The following is a 13,276-nucleotide window of genomic DNA, read 5'->3' on the forward strand; positions in this document are numbered from 1 at the left end:
CTTTTTTAAACTGAACCGTCATATTTCCAGTGTTATATTAATAAGTTAGATTACCTGCAAATTTCATATTTTCGGAGGATTAATAGAAATGAAGCTTCGTAGATGGTTGTTGGTGCTGATCATGTTACTATTGTGTCTCCCGTCGGTGGTCCCAACTGCGCAAGCGAAGGCAGCTCCTATCCGTATTCAGTTGGACGGTGTAACCTTAAACAGTGACGTATCTCCTTACATATTGCCGAAGGTTAATGTAACCATGGTTCCTACGCGGATTATCAGTGAAGGCCTGGGCGCTTCGGTAGCTTGGAATCAGAAGCTAAAGACAGTAAATATCGGGCTGGACGGCTCGAATCTGCAATTGACATCCGGCAGCAAAACCGCGCTTGTGAACGGCTCCTCCGTAGCACTTGATGCATCGGTTGAAATTAAGAGCGGCCGGGTTATGGTTCCGCTGCGGTTTGTCAGCGAGAACCTGGGTGTGCAGGTCGAATGGAACCAAGCGGCACAGCGTATCTCGCTGACTACAGGCACGGACGTCGTTCTTCCACCACCGGTATCCACAGGGGATGAAGTCAGAGGCGCTTGGATATCCACGGTGTTCAATCTGGATTGGCCGAAAACAAAGACCAGCGCAGAGCAGCAAAAGGCATCTTACATCGCCTTGCTGGATTCGCTCCAGGAAGTTGGCATCAATACCGTGTACGTGCAGGTACGTCCGGCTGGCGATGCATTGTATCCATCCACTATGGTGCCATGGTCCAAGGTGCTGACAGGGATTCAAGGAGCAGATCCGGGGTATGATCCGGTAGCTTTCATGGTTGAGGAAACGCATAAACGGAATATGGAGTTCCACGCATGGTTTAATCCTTTCCGGGCCAACACCGATATTTTGACAGCATCGCTCGATCCATCCCACGTTGCGCTCAGCCACCCGGATTGGATCGTGAACACCGGCAAGCAGCTGTACATCAATCCTGGGATCCCGGAAGCTCGGCAGCATATCATCGATACCATAATGGAGGTCGTGGACGGATACGATATTGACGGTATTCATCTGGATGATTACTTCTACCCATCGAATACGGTCTTCAAAGATGATGCGGCATACCGCCAATACAATCAAGGCGCTTATGCAAACCTTGCAGATTGGCGTCGCGGAAACATCAATGCATTTGTGCAATCGCTCGGTGAGAGCATTCACCGTGTGAAACCGGACGTTGAATACGGAATCAGTCCTTTCGGCGTATGGCGTAACCAGTCCGTGGACAAGACGGGATCGGATACGAAAGCCGGCGTGACGGCTTATGACAGCATGTATGCTGATGTGCGGGCCTGGATCCAGAACGGCTGGATCGATTACGTGGCTCCGCAAATCTATTGGAGCATGAGTAATCCGGCCGCCGACTATGATAAGCTGGTGGACTGGTGGGCCAGCGAAGTACAAGGAACCGGCGTAGATCTCCTGATCGGTCACGCTCCATACAAACTGGGAACCAGCGAAATCGGTTGGCAGAGCGCATCGGAGATCATCAATCAATTGAAGTACAATCAGAATTATGCCGAGGTTAAAGGCAGCATTTTCTTTAGAGCAGAGAATATTTTAAGTAATCCGTTAGGCATTAAAGATCAATTGCAATCATATTATAGATAAATCGGCACGTCCCATAGGTATGAAACATCCCCCGCGCTCATACATAGTCATTAGACCATGTGAGGCGGGGGATTTTATATGCAAATCAATGCGGTATTTGAAGGTGGGGGAGTTAAGGGGATCTCGCTTGCCGGGGCTGTCAAGGCGGCGGAGAATGCCGGCATGGAATTCAGCCGTGTTGCCGGAACGTCCTCCGGTTCGATCGTGGCATCCGTGCTGGCAGCAGGCTACCGGGCAGACGAGATCAAGCGCATTATTGAGGAGACGCCCTTTCATTCGTTTCTCCAGCGAGCACCGATCTTTAATACGAAGTTTATCGGTCCCGCCTTGCGGGTGTTGATTAAGAAGGGGCTGTATTCCGGAGAAGCCCTGGAGAACTGGATTCGGGAAATCCTGCTTGCCAAAGGGATATTTACGTTTTCGGACATCCCGGCAGGCAAGCTGTATATTGTGGCTTCGGACATTACGAATGGAAGGCTGCTGGTACTTCCGGACGACCTTCGCCAATATGGCATAAACCCTGCAACATTTCCTGTGGCCAAGGCTGTGCGCATGAGCTGCAGCATTCCGTATTTTTTCGATCCCGTCATTCTTCGCTTATTGGGCAGGGCCGCTAAAGGCAAGTCGTTCGGCGAACAATTTGTATACATTGTGGATGGGGGACTGCTCAGCAACTTTCCGTTATGGCTCTTTGATCGCGAGTCGAAGGGGGGACCTAAGCCGCTGCCAGTGCTTGGCTTCCAGATGGTCGGGAAGAATAGTAACTTGCCCCATTTGATTGATGGCCCGATCGGCATGTTAACCGCCATGTTTGAGACGATGCTTTCCGCTCACGATGAACGTTATATTGAACAGCAAAATCGCAATCGAACGATTAAAATTCCGACGCTTGGCATTGGTACCACTCATTTTAATCTGACCAAGGAGGAAAGCGAGAATTTATACAATTCGGGGTTAACTGCGGGTACGATGTTTTTCGCCCGCTGGAAATCCGAACATTAAAAAACCGTCCGGCCGGCATGATTTTGCACGGTTGGACGGTTTTCTTCTTAATGATATTTAGGAACATCATCGGATGGGTCGGGTTTTCCTTTTTGCCCATCGATAACCTGAAACGGGTACTGTTTACGTTTTGCAGCTGGATTGCTCTTCCGTGCGGTGCTATGTTTAGCCGCCAGCTTAGCCGCCGTTCGCTTGGAAGGCTTCACCTTAGGCCGCTTGTTAAAACGACGAGGCGGGAACTTATAGAGCACATACACGACAGCTACAATAATGAGTGGAATCATAATATTCATTCTTGATCCAGGGTCTAACAGGAATACCAGTAGCCCTATGGCGGCTAACGTGATCGCCGTCCAAAAAATGATCGCATGCCTTCTCATGGATTATCACCCTTTCGCGGGATCCAGCACACTTCCTGTCACAGATTGGTGAACTGTAACATTCTCGTATTGAGCATCTAACTCACGCATTCTGTTAAAGGATGCGATGGATACTTCAACTTGATCATCAGTAGGTTCCTTCGTCGTTAAAAGCTGCAGCCACAGGCCGGGATATCCGAGGAAACGGAGTACCGGCATGTCTCGCATGGCATTGGTAAGTTTCAGGAACTCAAAGGAAACGCCAAGCACGATCGGAAGAAGCGCGATTCTTTGAATGACCCGCTGCGTCATGGTATCCCATGGCACCACCGAGTAGACAACAACGCCGAGAACAATGGTCAGCATCATGAAGCTGCTGCCGCAGCGATAATGCAGTCGCGTATATTTCTGAACATTCTTCACCGTCAGCTCTTCACCGGCTTCAAATGCGCTGATGACTTTGTGTTCGGCACCGTGATACTGGAACAGTCTTTTAATGACAGGTGTCTGGGAGATTGCCCATAAATACACGAGCAGCAGTATTAATTTAATGACGCCTTCAATCAGGTTATGCACAATATAGTGATCAAATGTATCGCCAAAAAAGAAATCCTCTACAAAAACAGGAACGAGTGTAAACAGAAGCTTACCGAATATGAAGGAAAGCACGCTGACGGCGGCCACACCGATGATCATGCTTAGACTCCAGCCTGAGTCTTCTTTCTCCTTCTGTTTCTCACGTTCTTCCGGCTCCAGGGTATCGTCAGCATAAGCATCCGCAGAGTAATTCAAATGTTTGGAACCTTTAATTGTAGAATCTATGAGACTGACGATGCCGCGAAGAAGCGGAATCTTCCGCAGCTTTCGAACCCAAGCCTTGTCTTCGCGAGGCACCTCGAGAAACTTGATTTCGTTATTTTTACGCCGCACGGCCGTCACATTCACATGTTTGCCGCCGAACATAACGCCTTCGATTACAGCTTGGCCTCCATAGCTGATCGGGGTTGACTTATCGGACAACCAGTTCACCCTCCCTGACATGTTTTTCGTTCTATGAACTATTGTATCGAATTTTGAAAGTAATTTCTAGTTGGATTAGGGCAGGGGAAGCGGAGCATACTACCTTCAGAGATGAAATGAAGTAACAGCGGGCATTCGATAACTGAAAAAGAGGAGAATCAATAGATGCATGAACATCAATTTCGCAAGCAGAACCAGGTCACCAATCCGTTTACGTTTGCCCTGGAGCTGGGCTATTATGCGGGCCTGATCTGGGGGGCCGTGCATTGGATATTTTACTGGCTAAAATTCACGAAGGTGCTGCCAGGCTTTTTGCTGGAGCCGTTCTTCAAGCATGAGTTCCTCGCGACGACAGCTGGCCAAATTGCCGGTTGGCTGTCCTTTATCGCGTTTTCCGTCATCGCTTCCCTCATCTATGTCACCTTGTTCAGGAAGCTGAGGGGCCCATGGCCCGGGATAGCATACGGAATCGTATGGTGGGCGGTGCTGTTTGTCGCGCTCAATCCATGGCTTCGGCTGACGGACCCGGTGAAGAAGCTGCCTTGGGATACAAACATCTCAGAGGTTTGTATTTTTATATTATGGGGACTATTTATCGGTTATACGACTGCGCAGGAATTCACCGATGAGAAACTGCGCGAACCGAAGAAGGTGACGGGCTAGCTAAGAAAAACTTCTCAACCCTATCCCGCCTATGGTAAAATAGCTTTTGGTTATTTGACGAAAAGGTGGGAAGCCCTATGAAATCCATATGGGTGATAAACGGACCGAACTTAAACCTGCTCGGCTTCCGTGAACCGGGCATTTATGGTTCACTCAGCCTGCAGGCGATCGAAGATAATTTGCGTAAACAGGCGGATCTCGCCGGTATCGGTATTACCTTCTATCAGTCCAATCATGAGGGTGCTATCATCGACCGTATTCATGAAGCTATTGGACAGGCGGACGGCATACTTCTTAACCCGGGAGCACTGACTCACTACAGCTATGCTGTACGTGATGCCATCAGTTCTGCCCGTGTTCCGACAGTGGAAGTTCACCTATCGAACATTCATGCCAGGGAGGAATTTCGTCATACCTCCGTCATCGCACCTGTTGCTGTCGGACAAATCGCGGGTTTTGGCGCAGCGAGTTACACACTGGGCTTGTCGGCCCTTTTGCAAGTCCTGAACGACCAAGAAGGATAGCTAATCCGATCAGATATTAGAAAGCTTTAACGGAGAGGTTGCTTTTTGTTATCAGATGAATTACAGCTAACCGTAACTGGCTGCTTAGAAATACGTCGAAGATGTTTTTCTTGAGCCGGCTTGGACATGGGTGAGAGGAGAGGTTAGAATGAGTAACAAACGAGTGGTTAAACTGCGAGAGAAACTTCAGACTAAAGGCTTAACGGCCATGCTGGTGGCAAGCCCGATCAACCGCAGATATTTGACAGGCTTTACCGGGTCTGCCGGCTACGTGCTGATTACCCGGGATCATGCCTATCTGTTGACTGATTTCCGCTATATGACTCAAGCTCCACAGCAAGCCGTCGGCTTTCAAGTGGTTGAGCATGGACCGAAGGTTATGGAGACGGTCAAGGAATTGCTATCTTCCGAGGGAATAACATCGCTTGGATTTGAACAGGACCATGTTACATACGGCGTATTTTCGACCTATTCGGAACAGCTCGCGCCAATTAGCCTGGTGCCGGTTTCAGGTCTTGTAGAGGATCTGCGCATATTCAAGGATGCGGAAGAATTGAGCATTATGCAGCGGGCTGCCGATTTGGCTGATCAGACGTTCAGCCATGTGCTGACGATTCTGGCTGCCGGCAAAACGGAGCGTGAAATCGATCTGGAGATGGAAATGTTCATGCGCAAGCATGGCGCAACCGCGTCTTCCTTTGATACCATTGTCGCTTCCGGCGAGCGTTCGGCTCTTCCGCACGGCGTTGCCAGCGAGCGAGTGATTCAAGGGAACGAATTCGTTACGTTTGATTTCGGTGCGCTGCTTGACGGATACTGCTCCGATCTCACCAGAACCGTTGCGCTCGGAAGTCCTGATCCTAAGCTGAAGGAGATCTATGATATCGTGCTGGAAGCGCAGCTTCATGCACTGGATCATATTAAACCTGGCATGACAGGACGCGAGGCGGACGCCTTAACCCGTGATATTATTACCCGTTATGGATACGGGGAATACTTTGGTCACAGCACCGGACATGGATTGGGTATGGAGGTTCACGAATCTCCAAGACTGTCCAAGCTGAGTGATGATGTGCTGCAGCCGGGCATGGTGGTAACGGTGGAGCCGGGCATATACTTGCCTGGGCTTGGCGGTGTCCGTATTGAAGATGATATCGTGATTACGGAATCGGGTATTCATATACTAACAAGCTCGTCCAAAGACTACACTGTGCTTTAGGAGACTGTTCAAAAAGCTAGCTTTTTGAACTTGCACTTTAGGAAAATTGTGTAATATATTAATTAGACCGCATCCTTAGGAGGGAATCTTAGTGATTTCAGTAAACGATTTTAAGACAGGTTTGACCGTAGAAGTAGATGGCGATATATTCACCGTTTTGGATTTTCAGCACGTTAAACCTGGTAAAGGCGCAGCTTTCGTTCGTTCCAAATTGAAAAACCTTCGCAACGGCAACACCGTTGAGAAGACGTTCCGTGCAGGCGAAACGATTGGCCGCGCCATCATCGACAACCGTGGTGTTCAGTATCTCTATGCCAGCGGTCAAGAGCATGTCTTCATGGACAACGAAACTTACGATCAATTCAGCTTGACCAGTGAGCAGCTGGAGTGGGAGCTTAACTTCCTGAGAGAGAACATGAACGTTAACATCATCAGCTACCAAGGCGAGATCCTCGGGATCAACCTGCCTAACAGCGTGGAGCTGAAGGTCGTTGAAACCGAGCCTGGAATCAAAGGCAACACGGCAACGGGCGCAACGAAGAATGCGAAAGTGGAAACCGGCCTGAATGTACAAGTACCGCTGTTCATTAACGAAGACGATGTGCTTCTGATCGATACACGCGAAGGTAAATACATCTCCCGTGCATAAGTAGGCTTTAAGACGGGACCCTTCAACGATTGACGGGTGCCAATATCTTCTAAATAACAAGGACTCCTGTACGTATGTACGGGAGTCTTTTTGCGATGGCGAAAGCCGGTGCGATAAACCTGAGTCCTTTTTGCCTTGAAAAGCCTTGACGGGATGACTCACTTTCGTATTATACTGTTTTAAAGTGAGAAACCATCTGAATGCTGTTACATACTGATATTAGTGGGGAGTGAAAGAAGCATTGTCACTGTACGTCATGAAATTCGGAGGCAGCTCTGTAGGGGATACAGAACGTATGAAGCGTGTTGCCAGAAGAATTGTAGAGAAACAAGATGAAGGTCACCAATGTGTAGTCGTGGTGTCTGCTATGGGGGATACAACAGACGATTTGATTGACCAGGCAAAGCTGTTGAACGAGAATCCACCGGCACGGGAAATGGATATGCTGATGACCACGGGAGAGCAGATATCCATATCGCTGCTATCCATGGCGATTCACGGTCTCGGACGCAAGGCAAAGTCTCTTACCGGCTGGCAGGCGGGGTTCCGTACGGAAGCGGTGCATGGCAAAGCCCGTATCACAGATATTATGCCTGAACGCGTGTTTAAAGCGCTTGATGAAGGGAATGTCGTCATTGTAGCGGGATTCCAGGGAATGTCGAAAGACAGAGAGATTACAACGCTTGGACGCGGGGGATCAGATACCACGGCGGTTGCTCTTGCGGCTGCCATTCAAGCGGATGTATGTGAAATATATACGGATGTGGACGGGATTTATTCTACAGATCCGCGGGTTGTCAAATGTGCGCGGAAGTTGAAGGAGATTTCCTATGACGAGATGCTGGAGCTAGCCAATCTTGGTGCAGCTGTTCTTCACCCGCGCGCGGTTGAGTATGCGAAGCATAATCAAGTGAAGCTTGTCGTCAGATCCAGCTTTAATCATAACGAGGGTACGGTTGTTAAGGAGGAAGCAAGCATGGAACAAGGTGTGGTTGTCAGCGGAATTGCATTTGACAAGAATGTGGCAAGAATCAGTATTCTGGGCGTTTCCGATACGCCGGGCGTTTTGGCTCAAGTGTTCGGTGAGCTTGCGAAAGAAGCGATTGATGTTGATATTATCGTACAGAGCGGTGTCCAGAACGGCGAAGCAGACTTTTCCTTTACCGTTTCCTTGGCCGATCGGGAGCGTGCGTTGTCGGTTATCGAACAAATCCGCGGCAAGATTCCGTATCGTGACGTTACCTCGGAAGATCATCTGGTGAAAGTATCGATTGTTGGTGCCGGAATGGTCAGCCATCCGGGTGTGGCGGCGCAAATGTTTGATGTCATCTCCCGGCAAGGGGTCAGCATCAAGATGGTCAGCACCTCCGAGATCAAAGTATCCTGTGTCATTGAAGGAACCAATCTGGAAGGTGTCGTACAAGCGCTTCATACCGCGTACGGACTGGATACAGATCAGCAGGCTTCCGTTGGCGGACCGCAGGTGCGTCGATAACCTGTTTTTTAATGGAATAATTTATGCAATCATATCGATATTAAATAGAGTTAATCCCGGTCCATATCGACCGGGATTTTTTGCGTTGTCCGAAAGATTCAAAGTTCGCTTCTATGAAATTGAAAAAATAGAGATAAAACGAGAGTGCCTCGCATATTTTTAAACATCACACTTGTGAACAAGGAAGAAGGAGGATATAGAGCATGTTGGACAAGTTTGTCGCTAGTATGGCCACGCTTCGTTTTTTCTCCGGCAGTCTCGAGATTGTGGCGGCCATCATCATGCTGCGCCTGAACCAGGTCGATAAAGCGCTGGCCGTGAATTCCGCTCTGGCTTTTATGGGCCCGCTGATCTTGATTCTGACAACAACGATCGGACTCGTGGGAATGGCGGATAAATTGTCGTGGGGGAAGATCGGCTGGATTTTGTGCGGCGTTTCCTGTCTCTTATACGGCGTTTTAAAAAAATGATAGATTCGCTGCATATTTTTCAGGTACAAGCATACACATGGGATATGAAGTTCTCTTATTAGAAGATGATCAAAAAGGACAACCTGGGGGAAATCGATATGACATTGAACTGGTTAGACCTGTTTCCCGAGACCGTAAAACGGATGCTGCTGAACCTGTCGAAAGAGCTTCTCGATCATGTGGAGGAGGTACGTATCCGGGAGGAACGTCCGCTGGAGATTAATTCGGCGGGCAAGCATCATTTTCTGGACCGGCGCGGCGGGCTCACTTTGCGGCCTGATGAAGCGTATAAGCCAACGCGTGAAGATACCCATAGGTTGCTGGATCTAATCAGTAACCATTCCCTCTACACCATGGAAGAGGAATTGCGAAAAGGGTTTATCACGATACCTGGGGGTCATCGGGTCGGGCTTACCGGCCGGACGGTGCTCAGCGGTGGTAAGGTTGAACACATTCGGGATATTAGCGGATTTAATGTCCGGATTGCCAAGGAAGTTCAGGGCGCGGCGGATGACATCATCCCGCATTTACTCGACCGGAAACGGAAAAGGGTAATGCACTCGCTGATCTTATCCCCGCCCCAGCAAGGCAAGACCACGCTGCTTCGGGATCTGGCGAGGCAGATCAGTTACGGAAAATGGGGGAAATCGGCCGTGCATTGGCCGGGAATGAAGGTAGGCATCATTGACGAACGTTCTGAAATTGCCGGTTGTCTGCGCGGAGTCCCTGGTTTCGACGTAGGTCCGCGTACGGATGTGCTCGATGGCTGTCCGAAAGCTGAAGGGATGATGATGATGATCCGTTCGATGTCCCCGGATGTGCTGATTGTGGACGAGATCGGTCGGCCGGAGGATGCGGAAGCCGTCATTGAAGCCTTGCATGCGGGAATCAGCGTCATAGCAACGGCACATGGCTCGTCCATACAAGATATGCGTGGGCGACCAGCACTCGCCGGTCTTCTGGAGAACCGGATGTTTGAGATGTATGCCGTTCTTAACAGAACGGGCGACCACAGATCATACAAGCTGTATGACGGAGGTCAGCGAACGCTTCAGACGGCTGCAGCCGGTCCACCGGGCGGTGATGCCTATGCTTAAACTGGTCGGGGCTGTGCTCGTGCTGGGAGCTGGAACTTTAGCCGGATTTTATCAGGCCCAGCAATTCGCGGCAAGACCCAGGCAGCTGCGAGAACTCATTCTCGCGCTTCAACGGCTGGAAACGGAGATCAGCTACGGCTTGACGCCATTACCCGATGCGCTGGAGCGAATTGGCGATTCCCTTCGTGAACCGCTCAGATCATTATTTGCCTCAGCCGCGCTTTACATGAGTCCCGACTACGGGTTATCCGCACAGGAAAGCATCCGCAAGGCACTGGGCGAATACTGGAAACGAACATCGATGAAAAGTGCCGAGCGTGAGGTGTTGGAGCAGCTAAGCGGCGTTCTTGGCACCAGTGACAGGCAGGACCAGATCAAACATATCGCTCTGGCCGTGGGACAGCTCAAGCATGAAGAAGCAGCGGCAAGGGATGACCAGGTCAAATATGAAAAAATGAGCAAAAGTCTGGGACTGCTCATTGGAGCATTGATCGTCATTTTGATCTTTTAGCGAGGTGCCAGGGGAAATGAACATTGAAGTGAACGCCATCTTCCAGATTGCCGGCATTGGGATCATCATTGCCATGATCCATACGGTCCTGAAACAGATGGGGAAAGAGGATATGGCACATTGGGTGACCCTTATCGGGTTTGTGGTTGTGCTGTTTATGGTCGTCAGACTCCTTGACGATTTGCTCAAGGAAATCAAAAGTATTTTTCTATTCCAGTAGGTGGACCTTTATGGAAATTATCCAGGTGGTAGGACTGGGCATCATCGCTACCGTGCTGATCTTGGTTGTCAAGGAACAGAAGCCGCTCTTTGCCTTTCTTCTCGCAGTGGCGACCTCGCTCCTTATCTTCCTGTTCCTGATCGGGAAGATCGGAAATGTCTTATCCATGCTGGAAGATTTGGCAGAGAACTCCGGTGTCCAGATCATCTATTTAAAGACCGTTCTGAAAATTATCGGAATTGCCTATATCGCGGAGATGGGGGCCCAGATCGTACGAGATGCCGGACAGGAATCGATCGCATCCAAAATAGAACTGGCGGGAAAAGTGCTCATATTGGTGCTCGCTGTACCGATTATCGGGATCATCATCGAGACGGTCCTGAAGCTCCTCCCGGCTTGAAAAAGGTGGGGGGACATGGTTACAGGAGTAATACTTCGAAAAGGCTTGGCCGTGTTTCGTCTACTGATCCTGATGTTGTTTATGACCGGATTGTTCTGCGGAACGATAAGTGCGGCTGACGCGGCAAATCCGGCCGATGAGTGGGTTGAGCAGCAGACGCAGCAGCTGCCGACAGACCAGGTCGAGAAATACTGGGACCGGCTCATGAAGGATTACGGCGGTTTCTTCCCGGATGGAAAGACGCCGTCCCTGATGGATATGCTGCTGCCGGGCGGCGACGGTCTTAGCTTCAAAGGGGTTATGTCAGGCATCGGAAAATATTTGTGGCATGAGGTGCTCTATAACGGGAAGCTGCTGGCAACCATCGTGATGCTGAGCATCATGAGTCTGATCCTTGAGAATCTGCAGACGGCCTTTGAGAAAAGCACCGTGAGTCGGGTTGCCTATACGATCTGTTACATGGTTGTCCTGGTCATTGCCGTTAACAGCTTCAGCATCGCGATAGGATATGCCCGGGACGCCATTACCCAAATGATCGATTTCATGATGGCGATGCTTCCCCTGCTCTTTGCACTGATGGCTTCGATGGGGAATGTGGTGACCGTCTCGGTGGCTCATCCGCTAGTCATCTTCATGGTACATACGGTAGGTACGCTGATCAGCACGGTTGTGTTCCCGCTTCTGTTCTTCTCGGCTCTGCTGCACCTGGTTAGTTCGCTATCCGAAAAGTACAAGCTGACCCAGCTTGGCAACCTGCTGCGAGGAATTTCGATGGGTGTTCTGGGCGTGCTGCTTACCGTGTTCCTGGGTGTCATCTCCGTCCAGGGACTGACCAGCTCGGTGACGGACGGGGTGACGATCCGGGCAGCCAAATATGTAACCGGCAATTTCGTCCCGGTAGTCGGCAAGATGTTCGCAGATGCAACGGATACCGTGATCTCGGCCTCATTACTCGTCAAGAATTCCATCGGGCTGGCAGGGGTCATCATTATTTTGTTCCTATGCGCATTTCCTGCGATCAAGATCTTGACGCTTGCCTTGATATATAACATCGCGGCGGCCGTCATGCAGCCGTTAGGAGACACCCCGATCGGCACCTGCCTGCAGACGATCGGGAAGACGATGCTGTATGTTTTTACAGCCTTGGCCGCAGTCAGTATGATGTTCTTCCTGGCCATAACGATTCTGCTCACGGCAGGCAACATTACCGTCATGATGAGGTGAGGCAGAACATAGAAGGCGGCCAATGCTTAGGAGGAATGGCGAATGGACTGGCTTGGAGGTTGGTTGAAAAGCGTCATCATGGTGGTTCTCTTTGCAGCCTTCGTTGATTTGATACTGCCCGGCAAGGCGCTTGAACGATATGCCAGATTAGTCTTGAGCCTGTTGATTCTGCTTACGCTGCTTAGCCCGATTATCGCATTGATAACGGATCCCCCCGAGAATCAATTGGCGATGGAGCTGGAGCGGCAGGAGAAAGGGCTGCCGGAAGAGGTTCAGCTGGAGCATATTCTGGCACAGGCCGAGAAGCTGAAGGAAACGCAGCAGAGTCAGAGCCTTCAGTGGGCAGGCAACGAATTAGCCCGGGTGATGAAAGAAGAGATCGCGGCAGAAACCGGGGAGACGGTCCAGGAGGTCAAGGTGGTGCTGGCTGCAGTTGCTGGGCAGGACAAGGGATATGCAGGCGCTGCGATACGCTCCGTTGACGTAAGGCTGGTTGGAGGTGAATCGGAGAATGCAGAGGTAGACAAAAGGGATGATAAGGAGCCCATCAGCATAGAACCCGTTGATTCCGTGCAGGTGAATGTTGAATCCATGCAGTCGGAACGAGATGGAAAGGCAGCGGTGAAAGAGAATGCAGAAGCAGTGAGCAAGGCCGAAGAAGCAAGAGCAGAGCCGGTTCGGGATTACATTAGCCGCCGGTGGGATTTAGAGCCGGATCTGATCACGATATATATGCCAGGGCAGGAGCAGGATAAAAAGCTGTAGCGGAGGTGAG

At 50.3% G+C, this 13,276-nt stretch carries 16 protein-coding genes; 14 read left to right on the top strand and 2 right to left on the bottom strand.

Annotated features, from left to right (window positions below; all coding sequences use genetic code 11):
• Positions 1-88: 88 nt before the first annotated feature.
• Both AC0VZ8_RS10740 and AC0VZ8_RS10745 read left to right on the top strand, forming a co-directional pair.
• Positions 89-1,648: a family 10 glycosylhydrolase gene (locus AC0VZ8_RS10740; RefSeq protein ID WP_475486816.1), complete on the top strand. Its 1,560-nt coding sequence runs from the start codon at positions 89-91 to the stop codon at positions 1,646-1,648.
• A gap of 78 nt (positions 1,649-1,726) precedes the next feature.
• On the top strand, positions 1,727-2,650 hold the full coding sequence (locus AC0VZ8_RS10745) for a patatin-like phospholipase family protein (protein ID WP_071223835.1): 924 nt from the start codon (positions 1,727-1,729) through the stop codon (positions 2,648-2,650).
• Positions 2,651-2,697: 47 nt separating this feature from the next.
• On the opposite strand, the gene AC0VZ8_RS10750 is transcribed toward AC0VZ8_RS10745, so the two are convergent.
• Together AC0VZ8_RS10750 and AC0VZ8_RS10755 are read right to left on the bottom strand one after the other, a co-directional pair.
• Complete coding sequence (locus AC0VZ8_RS10750) at positions 2,698-3,030, bottom strand: hypothetical protein (RefSeq protein ID WP_071223836.1); 333 nt, start codon at positions 3,028-3,030, stop codon at positions 2,698-2,700.
• Between the two features lie 6 nt (positions 3,031-3,036).
• Positions 3,037-4,029, bottom strand: a complete 993-nt coding sequence (locus tag AC0VZ8_RS10755) for a DUF1385 domain-containing protein (RefSeq protein WP_071223837.1) — start codon at positions 4,027-4,029, stop codon at positions 3,037-3,039.
• A 165-nt stretch (positions 4,030-4,194) separates the two neighbouring features.
• Between AC0VZ8_RS10755 and AC0VZ8_RS10760 the strand changes: the two genes are divergently transcribed.
• The 12 genes from AC0VZ8_RS10760 (at position 4,195) to spoIIIAF (ending at position 13,266) form a co-directional block, all read left to right on the top strand.
• Positions 4,195-4,692 carry a YqhR family membrane protein gene (locus tag AC0VZ8_RS10760; protein ID WP_260064024.1) on the top strand — a complete coding sequence of 166 codons (498 nt, stop codon included), beginning with the start codon at positions 4,195-4,197 and terminating at the stop codon, positions 4,690-4,692.
• A gap of 77 nt (positions 4,693-4,769) precedes the next feature.
• The gene (gene aroQ, locus AC0VZ8_RS10765) at positions 4,770-5,216 is read left to right on the top strand and encodes a type II 3-dehydroquinate dehydratase (RefSeq protein WP_071223839.1); all 447 of its coding nucleotides are present in this window, start codon (positions 4,770-4,772) and stop codon (positions 5,214-5,216) included.
• A gap of 148 nt (positions 5,217-5,364) precedes the next feature.
• Positions 5,365-6,435 carry a M24 family metallopeptidase gene (locus AC0VZ8_RS10770; protein ID WP_071223841.1) on the top strand — a complete coding sequence of 357 codons (1,071 nt, stop codon included), beginning with the start codon at positions 5,365-5,367 and terminating at the stop codon, positions 6,433-6,435.
• Between the two features lie 91 nt (positions 6,436-6,526).
• On the top strand, positions 6,527-7,084 hold the full coding sequence (gene efp, locus AC0VZ8_RS10775; protein WP_009591242.1) for an elongation factor P: 558 nt from the start codon (positions 6,527-6,529) through the stop codon (positions 7,082-7,084).
• A 241-nt stretch (positions 7,085-7,325) separates the two neighbouring features.
• The gene (locus tag AC0VZ8_RS10780; RefSeq protein WP_475486817.1) at positions 7,326-8,579 is read left to right on the top strand and encodes an aspartate kinase; all 1,254 of its coding nucleotides are present in this window, start codon (positions 7,326-7,328) and stop codon (positions 8,577-8,579) included.
• A 203-nt stretch (positions 8,580-8,782) separates the two neighbouring features.
• Complete coding sequence (locus AC0VZ8_RS10785) at positions 8,783-9,049, top strand: YqhV family protein (protein WP_071223843.1); 267 nt, start codon at positions 8,783-8,785, stop codon at positions 9,047-9,049.
• Between the two features lie 98 nt (positions 9,050-9,147).
• Entirely contained in the window at positions 9,148-10,146 is a 999-nt protein-coding gene (gene spoIIIAA, locus AC0VZ8_RS10790; protein WP_071223844.1) for a stage III sporulation protein AA, read from the top strand.
• A complete protein-coding gene (spoIIIAB, locus tag AC0VZ8_RS10795; protein ID WP_475486818.1) occupies positions 10,139-10,657 on the top strand; it encodes a stage III sporulation protein SpoIIIAB in 519 nt (172 codons plus the stop codon). Before spoIIIAA ends, spoIIIAB begins: the two co-directional genes overlap by 8 nt.
• A gap of 16 nt (positions 10,658-10,673) precedes the next feature.
• The gene (gene spoIIIAC / locus AC0VZ8_RS10800; protein ID WP_007129715.1) at positions 10,674-10,877 is read left to right on the top strand and encodes a stage III sporulation protein AC; all 204 of its coding nucleotides are present in this window, start codon (positions 10,674-10,676) and stop codon (positions 10,875-10,877) included.
• Between the two features lie 10 nt (positions 10,878-10,887).
• Positions 10,888-11,277 (top strand): stage III sporulation protein AD, encoded by a 390-nt coding sequence (gene spoIIIAD, locus AC0VZ8_RS10805; RefSeq protein ID WP_071223846.1) that lies wholly within the window; start codon positions 10,888-10,890, stop codon positions 11,275-11,277.
• A gap of 15 nt (positions 11,278-11,292) precedes the next feature.
• Positions 11,293-12,501, top strand: coding sequence for a stage III sporulation protein AE (gene spoIIIAE, locus AC0VZ8_RS10810; RefSeq protein ID WP_071223847.1), 1,209 nt, complete (start codon positions 11,293-11,295; stop codon positions 12,499-12,501).
• A 42-nt stretch (positions 12,502-12,543) separates the two neighbouring features.
• Complete coding sequence (spoIIIAF, locus tag AC0VZ8_RS10815; protein WP_071223848.1) at positions 12,544-13,266, top strand: stage III sporulation protein AF; 723 nt, start codon at positions 12,544-12,546, stop codon at positions 13,264-13,266.
• Positions 13,267-13,276 lie beyond the last annotated feature (10 nt).

The organism is Paenibacillus sp. QJM3NY_38, assembly GCF_056173265.1.

What these genes read in the sequence shown, in the direction of transcription:
- AC0VZ8_RS10740 (WP_475486816.1), top strand. Translation starts at nt 89, where the DNA reads ATGAAGCTTCGTAGATGGTTGTTGGTGCTGATCATGTTACTATTGTGT.
- AC0VZ8_RS10745 (WP_071223835.1), top strand. Translation starts at nt 1,727, where the DNA reads ATGCAAATCAATGCGGTATTTGAAGGTGGGGGAGTTAAGGGGATCTCG.
- AC0VZ8_RS10750 (WP_071223836.1), bottom strand. Translation starts at nt 3,030, where the DNA reads ATGAGAAGGCATGCGATCATTTTTTGGACGGCGATCACGTTAGCCGCC.
- AC0VZ8_RS10760 (WP_260064024.1), top strand. Translation starts at nt 4,195, where the DNA reads ATGCATGAACATCAATTTCGCAAGCAGAACCAGGTCACCAATCCGTTT.
- aroQ (WP_071223839.1), top strand. Translation starts at nt 4,770, where the DNA reads ATGAAATCCATATGGGTGATAAACGGACCGAACTTAAACCTGCTCGGC.
- AC0VZ8_RS10770 (WP_071223841.1), top strand. Translation starts at nt 5,365, where the DNA reads ATGAGTAACAAACGAGTGGTTAAACTGCGAGAGAAACTTCAGACTAAA.
- AC0VZ8_RS10785 (WP_071223843.1), top strand. Translation starts at nt 8,783, where the DNA reads ATGTTGGACAAGTTTGTCGCTAGTATGGCCACGCTTCGTTTTTTCTCC.
- spoIIIAA (WP_071223844.1), top strand. Translation starts at nt 9,148, where the DNA reads ATGACATTGAACTGGTTAGACCTGTTTCCCGAGACCGTAAAACGGATG.
- spoIIIAB (WP_475486818.1), top strand. Translation starts at nt 10,139, where the DNA reads ATGCTTAAACTGGTCGGGGCTGTGCTCGTGCTGGGAGCTGGAACTTTA.
- spoIIIAC (WP_007129715.1), top strand. Translation starts at nt 10,674, where the DNA reads ATGAACATTGAAGTGAACGCCATCTTCCAGATTGCCGGCATTGGGATC.
- spoIIIAD (WP_071223846.1), top strand. Translation starts at nt 10,888, where the DNA reads ATGGAAATTATCCAGGTGGTAGGACTGGGCATCATCGCTACCGTGCTG.
- spoIIIAE (WP_071223847.1), top strand. Translation starts at nt 11,293, where the DNA reads ATGGTTACAGGAGTAATACTTCGAAAAGGCTTGGCCGTGTTTCGTCTA.
- spoIIIAF (WP_071223848.1), top strand. Translation starts at nt 12,544, where the DNA reads ATGGACTGGCTTGGAGGTTGGTTGAAAAGCGTCATCATGGTGGTTCTC.